The 17,507-nt window shown below is 65.9% G+C and carries 16 protein-coding genes; 5 read left to right on the top strand and 11 right to left on the bottom strand.

Annotated elements, in window-relative coordinates; all coding sequences use genetic code 11:
• The first annotated feature begins 15 nt into the window (after window positions 1-15).
• On the top strand, window positions 16-765 hold the full coding sequence (locus L0976_RS14570; protein ID WP_203317944.1) for a L,D-transpeptidase: 750 nt from the start codon (window positions 16-18) through the stop codon (window positions 763-765).
• Between the two features lie 76 nt (window positions 766-841).
• Here L0976_RS14570 and L0976_RS14565 read toward each other — a convergent pair whose 3' ends face one another.
• Both L0976_RS14565 and L0976_RS14560 read right to left on the bottom strand, forming a co-directional pair.
• A complete protein-coding gene (locus tag L0976_RS14565) occupies window positions 842-3,403 on the bottom strand; it encodes an FAD-dependent oxidoreductase (RefSeq protein WP_234188041.1) in 2,562 nt (853 codons plus the stop codon).
• A 130-nt stretch (window positions 3,404-3,533) separates the two neighbouring features.
• Window positions 3,534-4,103: a helix-turn-helix domain-containing protein gene (locus tag L0976_RS14560; RefSeq protein WP_203317946.1), complete on the bottom strand. Its 570-nt coding sequence runs from the start codon at window positions 4,101-4,103 to the stop codon at window positions 3,534-3,536.
• A 63-nt stretch (window positions 4,104-4,166) separates the two neighbouring features.
• Here L0976_RS14560 and L0976_RS14555 point away from each other — a divergent pair, with 63 nt between their 5' ends.
• Both L0976_RS14555 and L0976_RS14550 read left to right on the top strand, forming a co-directional pair.
• A complete protein-coding gene (locus L0976_RS14555; protein ID WP_234188040.1) occupies window positions 4,167-5,306 on the top strand; it encodes an aminotransferase in 1,140 nt (379 codons plus the stop codon).
• A gap of 171 nt (window positions 5,307-5,477) precedes the next feature.
• Entirely contained in the window at window positions 5,478-5,624 is a 147-nt protein-coding gene (locus L0976_RS14550) for a DUF1127 domain-containing protein (RefSeq protein ID WP_234188039.1), read from the top strand.
• A 478-nt stretch (window positions 5,625-6,102) separates the two neighbouring features.
• On the opposite strand, the gene L0976_RS14545 is transcribed toward L0976_RS14550, so the two are convergent.
• From L0976_RS14545 to L0976_RS14505, 9 genes are all read right to left on the bottom strand, one after another.
• Complete coding sequence (locus L0976_RS14545) at window positions 6,103-6,810, bottom strand: ParA family protein (RefSeq protein ID WP_234188038.1); 708 nt, start codon at window positions 6,808-6,810, stop codon at window positions 6,103-6,105.
• 106 nt (window positions 6,811-6,916) lie between these two features.
• A complete protein-coding gene (locus tag L0976_RS14540) occupies window positions 6,917-8,005 on the bottom strand; it encodes a chemotaxis response regulator protein-glutamate methylesterase (RefSeq protein WP_234188037.1) in 1,089 nt (362 codons plus the stop codon).
• Window positions 8,005-8,856 (bottom strand): protein-glutamate O-methyltransferase CheR, encoded by an 852-nt coding sequence (locus L0976_RS14535; protein ID WP_234188036.1) that lies wholly within the window; start codon window positions 8,854-8,856, stop codon window positions 8,005-8,007. Before L0976_RS14535 ends, L0976_RS14540 begins: the two co-directional genes overlap by 1 nt.
• Before the next feature lie 11 nt (window positions 8,857-8,867).
• Window positions 8,868-9,362, bottom strand: a complete 495-nt coding sequence (locus L0976_RS14530; RefSeq protein WP_234188035.1) for a chemotaxis protein CheW — start codon at window positions 9,360-9,362, stop codon at window positions 8,868-8,870.
• Window positions 9,363-9,364: 2 nt separating this feature from the next.
• A complete protein-coding gene (locus L0976_RS14525) occupies window positions 9,365-11,062 on the bottom strand; it encodes a methyl-accepting chemotaxis protein (protein WP_234188034.1) in 1,698 nt (565 codons plus the stop codon).
• 17 nt (window positions 11,063-11,079) lie between these two features.
• Window positions 11,080-11,598, bottom strand: a complete 519-nt coding sequence (locus L0976_RS14520) for a chemotaxis protein CheW (protein WP_234188033.1) — start codon at window positions 11,596-11,598, stop codon at window positions 11,080-11,082.
• Window positions 11,595-13,592: a chemotaxis protein CheA gene (locus L0976_RS14515; RefSeq protein WP_234188032.1), complete on the bottom strand. Its 1,998-nt coding sequence runs from the start codon at window positions 13,590-13,592 to the stop codon at window positions 11,595-11,597. Before L0976_RS14515 ends, L0976_RS14520 begins: the two co-directional genes overlap by 4 nt.
• A complete protein-coding gene (locus tag L0976_RS14510) occupies window positions 13,589-13,957 on the bottom strand; it encodes a response regulator (RefSeq protein WP_234188031.1) in 369 nt (122 codons plus the stop codon). The genes L0976_RS14515 and L0976_RS14510 overlap by 4 nt, the downstream gene beginning before the upstream one ends.
• The gene (locus tag L0976_RS14505; RefSeq protein ID WP_203317957.1) at window positions 13,957-14,283 is read right to left on the bottom strand and encodes an STAS domain-containing protein; all 327 of its coding nucleotides are present in this window, start codon (window positions 14,281-14,283) and stop codon (window positions 13,957-13,959) included. The genes L0976_RS14510 and L0976_RS14505 overlap by 1 nt, the downstream gene beginning before the upstream one ends.
• A 366-nt stretch (window positions 14,284-14,649) precedes the next feature.
• Here L0976_RS14505 and L0976_RS14500 point away from each other — a divergent pair, with 366 nt between their 5' ends.
• Together L0976_RS14500 and modA are read left to right on the top strand one after the other, a co-directional pair.
• Entirely contained in the window at window positions 14,650-16,374 is a 1,725-nt protein-coding gene (locus L0976_RS14500; protein ID WP_234188030.1) for a chemotaxis protein, read from the top strand.
• A 168-nt stretch (window positions 16,375-16,542) separates the two neighbouring features.
• Window positions 16,543-17,316, top strand: coding sequence for a molybdate ABC transporter substrate-binding protein (gene modA / locus L0976_RS14495; protein ID WP_234188029.1), 774 nt, complete (start codon window positions 16,543-16,545; stop codon window positions 17,314-17,316).
• Window positions 17,317-17,507: the final 191 nt, after the last annotated feature.

The raw sequence follows: 17,507 nt of genomic DNA, 5'->3' as shown, positions 1-17,507 counted from the left end.
CTATGAGGATATGTGTTGACTGGTGAAAGCGTAACCCGCCGGTCCTTCCTGCTCGGCAGCGCGGGACTGGCCACAACCGTTCTGGCCGGCTGCACGACGCCCGCCCGCGAAAGGGTCGCCATCGAGCCCGAGCCGGTCGACAACAGCATCTATGCGGCCATGTACGGGCCCAAGCCCGACGAACGCTTCCCGCTGCCGGCGATCCCCTATCAGAAGATCGACCCTCGCTTCTACCGCCAGATGGTGCCGAACCCGACGGGTGAACGGGCCGGCGTGATCGTCGTCGATACATCCAGCCATTTCCTCTACCTGACCTATGAGGACGGGCAGGCGATGCGCTACGGCGTTGGCCTTGGCCGTGCCGGCTTCGAATGGGCGGGCCGCGGCGTCATCCAGTACAAGCGCGAATGGCCGCGCTGGACGCCGCCGGACGAGATGATCGGCCGCCAGCCGGAACTGGAGCCCTACAGTTCCAGGAACGGCGGCATGGAGCCGGGCCTGAAGAACCCGCTCGGCGCCCGCGCGCTCTACATCTTCCGCAACGGCGAGGACACGCTCTACCGCATCCACGGCTCGCCGGAATGGTGGACCATCGGCAAGTCCGTGTCCTCCGGCTGCGTGCGCATGATCAACCAGGATATCGTCGACCTCTACAGCCGCGTGCAGAACGGCACGCCGATCGTCGTGCTGGGCGCGGCCGAGCCTGCCATGGCGGCGGTCGACGAGCAGATGCCCGTCTACGGTGAGGACAGGCTGGTCTACTGAGGCAACGCCTGCCGTAATGAAAAAAAGGGCGTGTCCGCAATGCGGGCACGCCCTTTCGTTTGCCGTGCGAAGCCGCTTATGTGCGCGGCTTCAGGTTCTCGGGGTCGTAGAGCGGCTTGTAGCCGATGCCGACCACCTCGACCGGGTAGGTCTCGGCGAAATACTCGATGTTGAGCTTGCGGCCCTCCTGGCAATAGGCATGCGGCAGGTAGGCAAGCGCGATGTTCTTGCCGATGGTCGGGCCGAAGGCGATGGACGTCGTGTAGGAGCGACGGCCGAGTTCGTCGACGAGGGCTTCGCCGGTTTCCGGGTCCATGACCGGCAGGTTGCCGAGCGGGTAGCGCTTGACGCCGTTCCTGTCGGTATTCTCCGTCATGACGAGCGTGCACAGCATGGCGGGCTGGTGATCGCGCGCCTTGTATTCCAGGTGCTTCGCCTTGCCGCGGAAATCGGCTTCCTTGACCTTCGGGCGGGCAAGGTCGGCCTCGATGAGGTTGTACTGGGTGAGAAGGTCGGCGTTCTGGAGGCGCAGGCTCTTTTCCATGCGGCGCGAGTTGGCATAGGTCTCGACGCCGACGGCCATGACGCCGGTGGAGCGCAGCGCGTCCCAGACGGCAAGGCCGTCCTCGTACTTCATGTGCAGTTCCCAGCCCTGCTCGCCGACATAGGAGATGCGGAAGGCGGTGACCGGCTTGCCGGCGATCTCGATCTGCTTGATGGCCGCGAAGGGGAAGTTCTCGACGTTGAGGCCGTCCGGATCGGCGACCACCTTCTTCAGGTTCTCGCGGGCGTTCGGCCCCCAGATGCCGATGGTGATGTACTTCTCCGACGTGTCTGTGATGGTGACGTCGAGGCCGCGGTCCTCGGCGACGCGCTTCATGTAGTGGAAGTCGCGCGGGCCGGCATCGGCGCCGTTGACGAGGCGGCAGCGGTCGGCCATGCGGAAGACGGTGAAGTCGGCGCGCACCATGCCCTCGTCGTCGAGGAAGTGGGTATAGATGCCCTTGCCGATATTGCCGTCGCCGCCGATCTTGGCCGCGCAGAGCCATTCCAGCAGCTCGACATGGTCAGGGCCTTCGATGTCGACCATGTGGAAATGCGACAGGTTGATGATGCCGCAATCCTCGCTCAGCGCCAGGTGCTCGGCATTGGAGACCCGCCAGAAGTGGCGGCTGTCCCATTCGTTCTCGCGCACCGGCACGCGGTCGCCATACTTTTCCAGCAGGTGCTCGTTGGCCTTGTAGCCATGCGCGCGCTCCCAGCCGCCAAGCTCCATGAAGTAGCCGCCGAGCTCCACTTCGCGCTCGTAGAACGGCGAGCGCTTGACGCCGCGGCCCGAGGCATAGGGCTCGCGGTTGTGCACGGCCGGGAAGTAGATCTTCTGCGCCGCCTCGAAAGTGCGGCCCTCGATGAACTTCTCTTCGAGCTGGTGCGGGTAGAAGCGGGAATAGTCGATGGAGTTGTGGTCGATCTCGGTGCGGCCGTCCGTCATCCAGTCGGCGATCAGCTTGCCGTAGCCGGGGCCGTCCTTGACCCAGATGGCGACGCAGTACCACAGGCCCCGCACCTTCTGGCTCTCGCCGCAGGACGGGCCGCCGGCGGCGGAGACCTGCAGCAGGCCGTTGAAGGAATGGCCTTCGTTGTAGCCGAGCTCGCCGAGGATCGGCGTGAGTTCCATGGCCTTTTCCAGCGGCTCGAGGATCTGCTCCATGTCGAGGTCGCGCTGCGAGGGCGACAGGCGCGCCTCGTGCTTTTCGAGAATGTCGCGCGGATGGCACAGGCGCGGATTGGTGGTCTCGTAATAGCCCCACTCGATCTGGCCGCCCTCGGTGGTCTTCGGGTCGCCCGTGTCGCGCATATAGGCGGAGTTGCCCTGGTCGCGCAGCAGCGGGAAGCCGATTTCCTTGCCGGTGCCCTCGAATTCGTTGTACGGGCCGAAGAAGGTGAGCGGATGGTCGACCGGCATGACCGGCAGGTCCTCGCCGACCATCTCGGCGATGAGGCGCCCCCAGATGCCGGCGCAGACGATGACATGGTCCGCCATGATCGTGCCGCGATGCGTGACGACGCCCTTGATCCGGCCCTTCTCGACGATGAGCGCGGTGGCCGGCGTATTGCCGTAGACCTGGAGCTTGCCGGATTTCTCGGCGGCATCGACCAGCTTGCCGGCAACCGTCTGCGAGCGCGGAATGACGAGGCCGGCATCCGGGTCGAACAGGCCGCCCTGCACCTGGTCTTCCTCGATCAGCGGGAACTTCTCCTTGATCTCGGCCGGCGAGACGTAATGCGCGCGGGTGCCGAAGGCCTTGGCCGAGGAGAGCTTGCGCTTGATCTCCTCCATCCAGGCATCGTCGCCGGTGCGCGCGACCTCAAGGCCGCCGATGCGGGCGTAGTGGCCCATCTTCTCGAAGAAATCGATGGAATACTGGGTCGTCCAGACCGAAAGGTAATCGTGGCTGGTCGTGTAGCAGAAGTCCGAGGCATGCGCCGTCGAACCGATGTCCGTCGGAATGCCCGACTTGTCGATGCCCACGATGTCGTCCCAGCCGCGTTCGATGAGATGGTGGGCGATCGACGCGCCCACGATGCCACCCAAACCGATGATGACGACCTTCGCCTGTTGCGGAAACTCTGCCATGCTCATAGACCCCGATGAGAAATTGAGGTGGACTTTAGGGCCTCGCCCGGTGTCGTTGCAGCCTGTCTGCGACTCGCCAGCGACCAGTTCCGACAGTCACGGGAGACAGCATCCCCGAAGCCGCCCGGCCTCAGGCGATCACGTTGCGCACGAAGCGCACGGTCGTGTCGCCGGGATTGGCATAGGCATAGCTCCGGTCCGTGCGGTAGACGGCGAAGCTGCCGGCCGGATGATCCTTCGCAGAGCCTGAAAGCGTGAGCCGGAGCGTCCCCTCGGTGACGAACACCATCTCATGCCAGCCCGCCGGGTCCGGCTCGGCCTCGTAGTGCTCGCCGGGGCCGAGCGACCAGAGCCACATCTGCGCCTCGGTGGTCGCGGGCGCCGAGCCGAGCAGCACGGCGGTGCTCTCGGCATGCGCGCCGCGCCACGTCACCTCGTTGATCTCCGCCGAGGGCGCGCGGGCCGGGTCGCGCACGAGGTCGACGAAGCCGACGCCCATCGCGGCCGCCAGCTTGTCGAGGCTCGACAGGCTGATATTCGCATCGCCCCCTTCGAGCGCCACGATCATGCGCCGGCTGATGCCGGACGCCTCCGCCAGCGCCATCTGGCTGAGCCCCGCCGCCTGCCGGAGGCGGCGCAGGTTGCCGGAGACATGGGCGAGCACGTCGCCGCGTTCTTGACTGTGCAGTATATTGCTCATAACGTTCCATATCGAAGGGGCAGGCTGCCCGAATTGCGCTTTCTAACCCGAAAGGACCCCGCCATGAAGATACGCGATTTCGGAGTCGAGATCTGGATGAACCGCTATGAGAACCATTGCGAGCTGAATCTGGCGGAAACCTGCGTGGAATCGCTGACGCTCGCCGAACTGCTCGACATGGCCGGCAAGCGCGACGACATCCTCGCCGAACTCCTGCCGATGAAGCTCACCTACGGCGCCATCGAGGGCAGCGACCGGCTGCGCCGCCTGATCGCCGGCCTCTATGAGAAACAGGCCATGGAGAATGTCGTCGTCACCCATGGCGCGATCGGCGCCAACGCGCTGGTGCACGAGACGCTTGTGGAGCCGGGCGACCGCGTCGTCTCGGTCCTGCCGACCTACCAGCAGCACTATTCCATCCCCGAAAGCTTCGGTGCGGATGTGCAGATCCTGAAGCTCGCCGCGGAAAACGGCTTCCTGCCGGACCTCGGAGAACTGCGCCGGCTCGCCACGCCCGGCACGAAGCTCATCTGCCTCAACAATCCGAACAATCCGACCGGTTCGCTGATGGACCGCGATTTCCTGGTCCAGGTCGCCGCGATCGCCCGCGGCTGCGGCGCCTGGATCCTCTGCGACGAGGTCTATCGCGGCACGGACCAAGAGGGCGACGGCATGACGGCCTCCATCGCCGATCTCTATGAAAAGGGCATCAGCACCGGCAGCATGTCGAAGACCTATTCGCTGGCCGGCCTGCGCCTCGGCTGGATCGCCGGGCCGAAGGCGCTTCTTCAACAGGTCTCCATCCACCGCGACTACAACACCATCAGCGTTGGCATGCTGGACGACCATTTCGCCGCCATCGCCCTGGAAAACCGTGACAGGATCCTCGCCCGCAGCCACGAGATCACCCGGCGCAACCTTGCCATCCTCGCCGAATGGGTGGAGGGCGAGCCGCTGATTTCCTGGGTGAAGCCGAAATCCGGCACGACGGCGCTGCTGAAATACGATCTGCCGCTCGCTTCCGAGGCCTTCTGCAGGACGCTGCTGGAACGCACCGGCGTCATGCTGACACCCGGCAGCGCCATGGACATGGAGGGGCACCTGCGCATCGGCTATGCGAACGGCGAGGCGATCCTGCGCGAGGGGCTGGCGCGCATTTCCGTCTTCCTGCGCGAAGAGCAAGCCGCCCTGCGCGCGGCGTGAGGAGCAAACCGCCTCGTTTTCATCCGGGCAGCATACCCATGCACCTTCTGCATGGGTGACGTGCTCCCTTAGCGCTGTTCCGCATTGCAGCATAGTTCTATAACGCAGCCATCGAAAGACGCGGCGCCACGGACCGGTGCCGAACAGAGAGCCCTAGGAAAGGGGATCATCATGAACATGGCACGTTCCTTCAATAATTGGCGCAAGTACCGTCAGACCGTCAACGAACTCGACCGCATGAGCGCGCGCGAACTGCGCGACCTCGGCATCGACCGGTCGGAAATCAAGGCCGTCGCCCGCGCCGCCGTCGGCTTCTGATCGACGCGCGCCAAACGGCAGAATTCGAAGACGCCCGCCCTCCGGCGGGCGTTTTTGCATGTGCGAACGAATCGCTCGGACGGCGCTTAATTCAACGGAATTGAGATATACGGTACGCGCATAACGCATAGCTGCCTTGCAAAGTGATGCCTATGAAATGATCAGGAATCGCGTATAGTCACACTTATCGAAGCAACGTACCTCCTCCCACGAAGCTTCGATATTGCAGAAGGCCTACTCCTCCTCCCAAGGCCGACTGCGGGAATGGCGGCACTCCTCCTCCCAGTCGCCATTCGGTTCTATCGGAAAGCCTGCCGCACCTCCTCCCGCGGCAGGCTTTTCCATTTCTGGACCTTTGTTTTCTCAAAAGAGCAGATCGAGCGGCAGCGGGCCGGCCTTGTCCGGTGCGCTATCACGATAGGCCAACGTCATGCCTGAGCATGACGGCGGGGAGAGTCATGAAATTGCAAGCGGCGCTTCAGGCGACGTTGCGCAGCCCCGGAATGCCGGCATGTCGCGCGGCGGGAATCTGCCGCAGCACTTCCAGCGCCAGCGCGCGGGCGTTTTCCTGCGCCTTGTCGAGATTGCTGACGCGGCGCGCATCCATCGAATAGAGGGTGCCGCCGCAGCCGAACATGTCGCGGAAGGCGGAGCGTTCGATGATCGGCGTTTCGAGCAGGTGCACGCGGCGGGCGGCGAGCAGGTCCTTGACGGCGTTCATCGCGCGCGTCGTCACCATCGAGTTGACGCGCGTCAGCACGACGGAATGGCGGATGCGGATATCGGCCTTGTCCTCGAGATATTGCAGGAGCTCGATGACATTGGCCCCGCCCTGGGCATCCATGGCCGAGCCCTGCACGGGGATCAGCACATAGTCTGCATGGCCGACAGCCTTGGCGAGCAGCGAGGAGCGCGAGCCGGGCAGGTCGATCAGCACGAAATCGGCGCGGGCCTTCTCCTCGGCAAGCTGCCGGTCGATCGAGTTCATGGTGACGTAGGGCACGACGGTCAGGCGGTTGCCGAGCGTGCTTTGCGATGTCTCGTGCCAGCGGGTGATCCAGTGCTGCGGATCGGCGTCGAGCACCGAGACGCTGAAGCCGAGGCGGGCAAGCTCGGTGGCGAGCAGCAGCACCGCGGTCGTCTTGCCGGCGCCGCCCTTGGTATTGGCGAAGGTGATGACGGGCATGGGCCTCTCCGGATCGGTTCCTTGAGCCGGTCATCGCTCGGGCAGGCACCTTCGCATGGTGCTTCGCCACTCTCGCCCATCATGGTTAATGGCGGATGAAAATGCCCTATCTGCGTCGGTCCGCCGCGAGGATTTCGCGGGCGATCTGGTCGAGCGGCAGGATCCTGTCGACCCCGCCATGGGCGATCGCCTCCTTCGGCATGCCGAAGACGATGGAGGACGCCTCGTCCTGCGCAACGGTATAGGCGCCCGCCTGGTGCATCTCGGCCATGCCGCGCGCGCCGTCGTCGCCCATGCCGGTCATGATGACGCCCATGGCGTTGGCGCCCGCCGCGCGGGCCGCCGAGCGGAAGAGCACGTCGACGGACGGCCGGTGGCGGGAGACGAGGGGTCCTTCGCGCACCGCGACATGGTAGCGCGCGCCCTGCCGCTCCAGCATCATGTGGCGGTCGCCGGGGGCGATCAGCACATGGCCGCGCAGCACGGGATCGCCATGCACCGCCTCCTTGACCTCCACCTCGCAAAGGCTGTTCAGCCGCTTGGCGAAGGCGGCGGTGAATTTTTCCGGCATGTGCTGGACGATGACGATGCCGGGCGAATTGGCCGGCAGCTGTTCGAGCAGCACGCGCAGCGCCTCCGTGCCGCCCGTCGAGGCGCCGATGCAGGCCACCATTTCCGTCGTCTTGGCCATGGCCCGGCCGGAGGGTGGCGGCAGCACGGCATCGGCGGTGAGCTTCGCCGTGGGGCCGCTTGCCGCGGCGCTGCGCCGGTTCGTGCCGAGCCGGGCGACGGCCGCGCCCTTGACGGCCTCGCGGATGCGCGTGCCGGATTCGGCAAGATGGTCGGCCGCGCCGATCTTCGGCTTGAGGATGATGTCGACGGCGCCGGCCTCCAGCGCCTGCATCAGCGTCTCGGAGCCCTCTTCCGTCAGCGAGGAGCACATGACGACGGGGATCGGCCGCTGCGACATGATCTTGCGCAGGAAGGTGATGCCGTCCATGCGCGGCATTTCCACGTCGAGCGTGATGACGTCGGGCAGCTCCTCCTGGATCTTCTTCGCCGCCATGAAGGGGTCGGAGGCTGCCCCCATCACCTCGATCTCGGGGTCCTCTTCCAGCACGCGGGTCAGCGCCTGGCGCACGCTCGCGGAGTCGTCGATGATGAGAACGCGGATTTTCCTGGCCGGAAGGGGCATCAGATCTTCTTGAAAACCGTGTTGGCGACCTGGCGCACCGGCAGGGGAATGCCGGTGACCGTTTCGGAATGGCCCACATAGAGGAAACCGCCGGGCACGAGGCAGTCGCAAAGCCGTGTCAGCACCTTCGCCTGCGTCGGCTTGTCGAAGTAGATCAGCACGTTGCGGCAGAAGACCATGTGCATCGGCTCGCCCACCTTGTAGGCGTTGTCCATGAGGTTCATGCGGGCAAAGCCGATGGTCGAGCGCAGGCGCGGATGGATGCGCACCTCGCCGCGTGCGGCATCGCGCGAAACCATCACGTGGCGCCGCTGGAGATCGGCCGGCACGGGCTGGACCATGTCGCGCGGATAGACGCCGCGGCGGGCGGCGGCCAGAACGTCCGTCGAAAGGTCCGTCGCGAGGATGCGGTAGTCGATGCCAGGCGTGCTTTCGGCAAAATCCTGCATGACCATCGCCATCGTATAGGGCTCGGCGCCGATCGAGCAGGCGGCGCTCCACAGGCGCAGCCGCTTGTGCCCGGCCGCGACCAGTTCCGGCAGGCCGGTCCGCTCCATGAATTCGAAATGCTTCGGCTCGCGGAAGAAGTCCGTCTTGTTGGTCGTCACCGCGTCGATCAGGAAGATCGCTTCCTTCTCGATGCCGCCATGCTTGAAGAGATAGTCGCAATAGGCGTTGAAGCTGGGGATGCCGGTGGCCCGCAGGCGCCGCCGCAGGCGGCCCTCCAGCATCGTCAGCTTGGTGATCGGCATCTTGATGCCGCTGTAGTCGTAGATATAGCGCGACAGGGCCTCGAAGTTCCGGCTGCTCAAGCCGTCTTCGCCCGCCTGCGCCCGCAATGCTGCTCCCACGCCCGTCTCCCTTATGCCGTCGCGGCGAGGCGGTTCGCCGTTCCCATCATCGCCACTTCCGCGCCGGAGAAGAGGCGGGCGAGATCGACGATGACGACGAAGCCGCCGTCGCGGCGCACGACGCCGGCAATGTAGTCGGAGGGCCAGCGCACGCCGATATCAGGCGCGCCCTCGATCTCCTCCTCGCGGAAGGGAATGACCTCGTAGACGCGGTCGGCGACGAGGCCGAGCGTCAGGGTCTTCTCGCCGATCGGCACGTCGAGCACGAGGGCGCGCGTGTGCGGCGTCCTCTCCGTCTTCGTCATGCCGAGACGCAGACGAAGATCGATGACCGGCACGCCCTGGCCGCGCACGTCCCGGAGCCCCAGCAGATAGTCCGGCCCATGGGGGATCCTGAAGGCCTCCTCATGGTCGAGGATTTCCCGAACCACCGAGACGGGGACCGCAAAGACCTCGTTGTCGAGGGAGAAGGTGACGTACTGGGATTCGGAGGACGTGCCGGCCATGATCAGGCGCTTTCCCTGAAGTCCGCGTCGTCGGCATCCGGGCCGCCCATCGACATGTCGAGGGAAAAGCCGTTGCCGCGCGCCGCCTTGGCGCTTGCCGGCGCGGGGCGATGGGCAGGGCCGGCAGCCGGCCGCTTGGCGGCGGGAGCGGCCATCTTCGCGGCGGTCGCCCGCAGCCGGTCGGCATGGTTCGGTTCCTTGCGGGCGGCACTGTCGACGCGGAAGAAGGCGATGGAGGTCTGCAACTCCTCGGCCTGGGCGGCAAGCTCCTCCGAGGTGCCGGACATCTCTTCCGATGCGCCGGCATTCTGCTGCGTCACCTTGTCGAGCTGCTGGATCGCCTCGTTGATCTGCGAGGCGCCGATATCCTGCTCGCGGCAGGCGGCGGAGATCTCGGAGACAAGCTCGGCGGTCTTGCGGATGTCCGGCACCAGCCGGTTCAGCATGTCGCCGGCCTCGGTGGCGACGGAGACGGTCTGGCCGGACAGCGTGCTGATCTCGGCGGCCGCCGCCTGGCTGCGCTCGGCGAGCTTGCGAACCTCCGAGGCGACGACGGCAAAGCCCTTGCCGTGCTCACCGGCGCGGGCGGCTTCCACCGCGGCATTGAGGGCGAGGAGGTCCGTCTGGCGGGCGATTTCCTGCACGATGGAGATCTTCTCCGCGATGGTGCGCATGGCGCCGACGGCGCGGCCGACCGCTTCGCCGGAAGCTTCCGCGTCCTTGGCGGACTGGCGGGCGATCTTCTCGGTCTGGGCGGCGTTGTCGGCGTTCTGCTTGATGTTGGCGGCCATCTCTTCCATCGAGGCGGAGGCCTCTTCGGCGGAGGAAGCCTGCTCGGTCGCGCCCTGCGAGAGCTGTTCGGAGCTGGAGGAGAGTTCCTGGCTGCCCATCGAGACGTTGCTGGAAGCCGAAAGCGCATCGGCGACGACCCCGCGCAGGCGCTCGATCATCGTGTTGACGTGGCCGAGCATGTCGCCGATCTCGTCCTTCGTGGTAATGTCCGCGAAGCGGGTGAGGTCGCCGTCCGCGACGTTCTGCACGACACCGACCGCCCGGCTGATGCCGCGGTTGATCGAAAGGACGATCCAGACGGCGGCGATGGTGGCGACGAGGAGTGCGATGGCCGAGACCGTCACCATGATCGTCCGGGTGCCCTGGTACTGCGCTTCGGCCTCGACTTCCGCTTCATGCAGCCGGCTGTCCTCCAGCTTGACCACCTCGTCGAGCAGCTTGTCGATCTCGTTCGTCACCGTGCGGGCATCGGTGTTGGAAAGGCGCGTCGCGCCGTCCATGTCGCCGGCAAGCGCCAGCGCGCGGATGCGGTCGTCATTGCGGCGGAAATCGCTGGTGAAGGTGGAAAGCTGGCTCCACAGCACCTTGCCCTGCTCGGTCGCCTTGGCGACGACCTCCTCGAAGGCCGCGTCGAATTCCTTGCGCGCTTCGTCGCTGAGGCCGACATAGCGGTTGGTCTCGGTGACATTGGCGGAAGAGAGCATGTTCTTCTGCTGGCGGATCTGCTGGAGCTGGAAGTTGCTCAGTTGCTGGGCGAGCTTGAGGCGCGCGGCCGGACCGTTCAGCACGTCGCTGAGCGTCGTGTTGAGGCTGCCGAGGCTCATGATGCCGTAGGCCGCCGTCCCCACGAGGACGGCGAGCATGAAGCCGAAGGTGAGGAACAGCTTGAGTTTGATGGTGAAGCGCATGGGGCTCTCCTGGGTGCCTAGTTCGGCGTTTGCGCCGTGCCGCTGCGTTCCTTCCGGGAGGAGAAGATCGCGTGCAGGTTCGGGACGATGATGAATTCGCCGCCCCGCTTGACGAGGCAGTTGATGTAGTCGGGACGCCAGCGCATGCCGACGCTCGGCGGCGGCTCGCTGGCGACCTTCGCGAGGGTCGTGACTTCGTTGACCTTGTCGGTGCGGATGCCGACCAGCGTCGGCTCGTCGTCGAGGTCGAGCTCGATGACGACGATGCGGCTGTCGATGGTGGTTTCCGTCGCATCCATGCCGAAGGCGAGGCGGATGTCGGCGAGCGGGATCACCTTGCCGCGGAAGTTGATGACGCTGGAAACGAAGGGCTTGCTGCCGGGAACGTGGGTTTCCGGCAGGAGATCGAGGATCTCCTGCACGACCGTCGCCTCGATGGCGAAGGTCTCGCCGTTGAGGTTGAAGGTGAGGACGGAAAGGTCCTCCTGCGCGCCCCAGATCGTGTCGTGGTCGAGTCTCCGTGCCGCTTCGCTCATCCTGCCGCCCGCATTTGCGCCTCCTGGTGCTGTCCGGCCGCGACCAGGTGGGTGACGTCGAGGATCAGCGCGACGCTGCCGTCCCCGAGGATGGTCGCGCCCGAGAAGGTGGCGACGTCATGGTGCAGCTTGGACATGGATTTGATGACCGTCTGGTGGTCGCCGATGATCTGGTCGACGACGAGGCCGACGCGCTCCGAGCCGGTCGAGATGACGACGACCTTCTGGTGCGGATCGGGCTGGGTGCCGGTGCGGAAGAGCTCGCGCAGGCGCAGGAACGGCACGAGGCTGTCGCGCAGCGAAATGAAGGAGCGCCCGCGCGAGCGCAGGTCGTCTTCCAGCGAAAGCTCCAGGCACTCCTCGACCGCCGAGAGCGGGATGACGTAGCAGCCCTCTCCGACGCGCACGAGCAGGCCGTCGATGATGGCGAGCGTCAGCGGGATGCGCAGCGAGACTTCCGAGCCGTCGCCCGGCTTGCTGGCGATGTCGATCGCCCCGCGCAGCGCTTCCACCGTCTTCTTCACCACATCCATGCCGACGCCGCGACCGGAAAGGTTGGTGACCTGCTGGGCGGTGGAGAAGCCCGGCTGGAAGATGAGCTGCAACAGCTCCGGGTCGGAAAGCGCCTGGCCCGGCTGGATGAGGCCCGAGGCCTCGGCCTTGGCGCGCACGCGCTCGCGGTTGATGCCGCGGCCGTCGTCCTTGATGGTGATGATGACCTCGCCGCCCGTCTGGTGGGCCGAGAGGAGCACCTTGCCCTTCGGGTCCTTGCCGGCGGCGATGCGCTCCTCGGGCTTTTCGAGGCCGTGGTCGATGGAGTTGCGCACGAGGTGGACGAGCGGATCGGCGAGCCGGTCGATGACCGTCTTGTCGACCTCGGTGCTCTCGCCCTCGGTGATGAGCTCGATTTCCTTGCCGGTCTCGCGCGAGAGGTCGTGCACGAGGCGGCGGAAGCGGCTGAAGAGGCTGGCGACAGGCATCATGCGCAGCACCATCATCGTGTCGCGCAATTCGCCGGAAAGGCGTTCGATCTCTTCAGAGACGGAGCGCAGGCCAAGGTCGGCCGCCGCGCCCGCAAGCTGGGTGAGGCGGGACTGGGCGATGACCAGCTCGCCGACACGGTCCATCATCTCGTCGAGCCGTTCGGCGGGGACGCGGACATTCTCGGCGGACTTCGCCTGCCTGGAATCGTTGGCCGCCTGCACGGCCGGCGCTTCCCGCTCCGTCACCACCACCGCCTTCGGCAGGGGAGCGGCCTCGGGTGTTGCGGCCGGACGCTCGACGGCGATCTCGCTGATCTCCAGCTCCATGTCGTCCATGACGAAGATGAAGACGTCCTCGATGTCGCTGCGCGGCTTGTCGGTCTTCAGCGCCACGTCCCAGGAAAGGTGGATGTCGCGCGGGTCGAGCGCGGCAAGCTCGGGCACCTTCGCCGCATCGGCGACGATCCGGCATTCGCCGAGATCGCGCATCTCGTCGAGCAGGCCGAGCGGATTGGTGCCGTTCGCCATGGCGTTGACCGGCAGGCTGAAGCGGATGCGCCATTCGCGCATGCCGCCGGGCGCTTCGGTCAGCGGCGCGGCAGCGGCGGCGACGCTTGCCGCGGGGGCGGGCGAGCCCGCGCCGTTGACGGCGCGGTGAAGGTTGTCGAGGAGGCTCGCGCTCATCGCGTCATGGTCGCCGTTCGGCGTTTCGAGCAGGGCGCGCATGTGGTCCTGCGCGGACAGCACCGCCGAGACCAGTTCGTGCGTCGCCGGCACGTCGCCCTTGCGCACGCGGTCGAAGGCGGTCTCGCAATGGTGCGTGAAGGCGGCCAGCGCCTCGAAGCCGAACATCGCGCCCGACCCCTTCAGCGTGTGCAGGCCCCGGAAGACCGCGTCGATCTGGTCGCGGTCGTCGAGGCTGCGGGTCAGGTCCAGAAGGCCGGACTCGATCAGTTCCAGCAGTTCGGCCGCTTCTGTCCGGAAGACTGAGATCGGGTCCGGGTTGCTCATTTTCCGAGGACCTTCCGGGCGATCTTGACGAGGCTTTCCGGATCGAACGGCTTGGTGAGCCAGCCGGTGGCGCCGGCGGCCTTGGCCTGCGCCTTCAGTTCGCCGTCGGATTCGGTGGTGAGGAAGATGACCGGCACGCCGGTATGCGCGGGCAGCTTGCGCAGCTCGCGGATCATCGTCAGGCCGTCCATGTTCGGCATGTTGAGGTCGGTGACCACGAGATCGTATTCACCTTCCTTCAGCTTGTTGAGGCCGTCGAGCCCGTCGACCGCCTCGGTCACGGTGTAGCCGGCATTGCTGAGGGTGACGCGTGTCGTCAGCCGGATGCTGGCGGAATCGTCCACGGTCAAGATTTTCGCGGTCATCAATTCTTCTCCTGATGCAGCCAGAAATGCGCGGCGTCCGGCGTCATCTCGTCGAGAAAGCCGCCGCGCTTCAGTACGTCGTAAAGGTCCCCCGCCGCCGGCCGCGCAAGTAGAAGCCGGCCCGCGCGGGACGCAGCGTGCTTGCGCGCCGCCGTCACGAGCTGGACGAAGCTGAGATCGACCTGCGCGTCGGCGCCGATGTCGAGTATCGTCGTCCCGTTATTGTTCAGGTGGTCCAGGATGAGTCCCTGGATCGACACTATAGTCTTGATGGTGAGCGAGGCCGGTAAGGTTAATGGCGTCTCACCGGGCAGGGTGGATGGCATGGATGGCCCGATCGTCGTTTGGCGAGAGAGTATTTCCCGCGCGAGAATTCCCAGTCAGGCTTAATGAACAGTAAAGCGTGGTTGATAAATTCACGTATTGCTGGTTGTTCCGAAAGGGGCGCAATGCCTTACCTTAGGGAAGGTAATCGATCTAAGATTATGTTCCTCAATGGAATTCACGATGATTAGAAATAAGTGATATTATTTATAAGTCCCTAATTCTAGGGATGGCTGCACCCTCGGGTAGCAGGGCGCAAAACCGCCCTGGCATGGGGGATTCGGCTTCATCAGGAGTTGCGAATTTACTGCGCGTTACCGTGTTGGCTCCTAGGGTTCGCCCAGATTTTCTTGGAAATGGGGTGGGGCGTGTCAGGAACAGCAAGCGCAGTCCGCGTGGAGCGGCAGACAGCGGAGGGCGAGCTCGTCTCGCGCCTCGAAGGGGCCCGTTCCCGCATCGAGCAGCGCTTCCTCGACGGCGGTGTCGTCCTGCTGGCCGTGCTCGACGTGCTCAACCGGCTGGTCGCCTCGCTGGAGCACCTGTCGCACTCGCTCGACGACGACACCGCCGAGGCGACGATCGGCCAGCTGCTCGCAACGGTCGACCGGTTGAGGACGCTGCCCGCCATCGAGGAGACGCGCCAGTCCCGCCTCGCCGGCGTCGCCGTGACGGAAAAGTCGCTCGGCACTTGTATTGCCGACATGCAGGAGACGCTGCGCTACCTGCGCACCTTCGCGACGACGGCCAAGATCACCGGCGCCGCCATTCCCGATTTCTCCGGTTTCGCGGACGAGATCCTCGAACGCATCCGGTTCGGCGCGGGCGAGGTCAATGCGCTCGGCGCGAAGATCGGCACGCTCGGCAGCGTGATCGACGCCGCGTCGGCCGGGGGCGGGGAGGCGCTGGAGCGCTTCCGTCGCAGCGTGCCGGATATCGCCGGCAACCTTTCGCGCAACGCGGCCGATCTCACCGCCCAGCGCCGCCATCTTTCCCAGCTTGCCGGCAAGGTCGGCGCCTCGGCGCGCCTGGTGCAGACCAAGGCGGCGACGACCCTCTCCGCCATGCAGATCGGCGATATCACGCGCCAGCGCATCGAGCACTGCCAGTCGGCCTTCGCCCTGCTGGAGGACTATCTTGCGGCAGGCACGCTGGATGCCGAGGCCGGCGGGCGCCTCACCGCGCTGGTGCGCCATCTCGTGCGCGACCAGCTCGCCGGGCTCGCCCGCGATTTCGAGCGCGAATGCAGGACCGTCGTCGGCACGATCCGCAGTTTCGGCGTCGATATAGATGCGCTGACGGCGCTGCACGGCGACATGGACGCCGCCGACGGCAACTCCGCCGACCGCGCCATGCGCACGCTGGAGGCAGACATCGCCGCCGCGCGCGCCGTGGTGCGCGACATCGAGCAGGCGGCCGGCAAGGCCAATGCGCTCGGCTCGAGCACGGTCGAGACGGTGCAGGAACTGCTCAAGGGCGTGAAGACGATCCAGCTCGTGCGCACCGACATCCAGTACATGGCGCTCAACACCAACCTGCGCTGCAGCAAGCTCGGCGAGGAGGGGCGGGCGATCAACGTGGTGACGGCGGAATTGCGCGCCTTTTCCGCCCAGCTCGACGAGACCGCCGAGCGCATCCTTGCCGCCCTGCAATCGCTGGAAGGCGATGCCGGCAAGCTCGGCGAGGCGGGCAATGCGGCGGATGGTTCGCTCGATGCGCATCTGGAGGAAGTCCTCGACCATATCCGGCGCGCGGGCGACCGCATGGAGGCGGACATGGCGGCGCTGCGAGCCTGCGGCGCGGATATTTCCGCAAAGGCCGGCAACACGATCGCCGGTCTCGACTTCAAGGCCGAGCTCGGCGACGTGCTCGCCGATTGCGCCGCCAGCGCCGCCGCGCTGACCGGGCCGGACCTGCCCGATACCCGCGGGCTGGAGGCGGCTCTTGCCGATCTCGGCGGCCGGATCGCGCGGACCTATACCATGGTGTGCGAGCGCGAGGTCCATGCCCGGATCTTCGGCGCGACGGTCGAGATGCCCGTTGCGCCGGTCGCCGCCGGGAGCGACGAGGCGCTCTTCGACGACGCGCTCTTCTGAGCCCCCGCTTCCCCATCCTTCGCCTGCTTCCGCAGGCCGGCCGTTCCGGTCGATTTGCGTGGGCACTTTCATTGTATTTTTGAAAACATAGCGCTGGCCAAGCCGGAAACATCGATATATTCAAGGAGATATTACGTTGCCGTCGAGGCAGGAAAAGGGAGAACAGGAATGAACCGCCGTCTGCTTTTGAAACTGGTCGTCGCCGCCTTCGCGGCCATGCCGCTCGCCCTGCCGGCCGCCGCCGCGGAGAAGGTCACCGTCTTCGCCGCCGCCAGCCTCAAGAACGCGCTCGATGCCGCCAATGCCGCCTGGCAGAAGGAAACCGGCAACGAGACGGCCGTCTCCTATGCCGCAAGCTCGGCGCTCGCCAAGCAGATCGAGGCGGCCGCGCCCGCCGATCTCTTCATCTCGGCGGACCTTGCCTGGATGGACTACGTCGCCGAGAAGAAGCTGATCAAGGACGACACCCGCTCCAACCTTCTCGGCAACCGCATCGTGCTCGTCGCGCCGAAGGACAAGGCCTTGACCGTCGAGATCAAGGAAGGCTTCGACCTCGCAGATCTCGTCGGCGACGGCAAGCTCGCCATGGGCGCGGTGGACAGCGTGCCGGCCGGCAAATACGGCAAGGCCGCGCTTGAAAAGCTCGGCGTCTGGTCCGCCGTCGAAGGCAAGGTGGCGGGCGCCGAAAGCGTGCGCGCCGCGCTCGCGCTCGTCTCGCGCGGCGAGGCGCCCTACGGCATTGTCTACCAGACGGATGCCGCCGCCGATCCGGGCGTCGCCGTCGTCGGCACCTTCCCGGAAGACAGCCATCCGCCGATCATCTACCCGGTCGCCATCCTTTCGGAATCGCAGAGCCCGGCCGCCGGCGCCTATCTCGACTTCCTGAAGTCCGACAAGGCCGCCCCCTTCTTCACCGAGCAGGGCTTCACCATCCTGAAGTAGGACGAGGCTCGCGAATATCGATCGCTTCGTGTAAGCGCAGGATGGCGCAGCCCCTCATCCCGCTGCCGCGACCTTTGTAACTTCCCTTGGCCCGCGTTTGGCGCTGTAGTGCGTGTCGCGGTGGCGGATGAGAGACCGCATGACCTTTGGGCTTGCAAGCCCGTGGGAGAGCTCGGGTCATCATCCGCCGT

This window comes from Shinella sp. NM-101 (genome assembly GCF_021401195.1).
In the GTDB taxonomy this organism is placed as follows: domain Bacteria; phylum Pseudomonadota; class Alphaproteobacteria; order Rhizobiales; family Rhizobiaceae; genus Shinella.
Note: the sequence above shows the minus strand (reverse complement) of the source record. Positions and strands in the feature narration are given on the sequence as shown.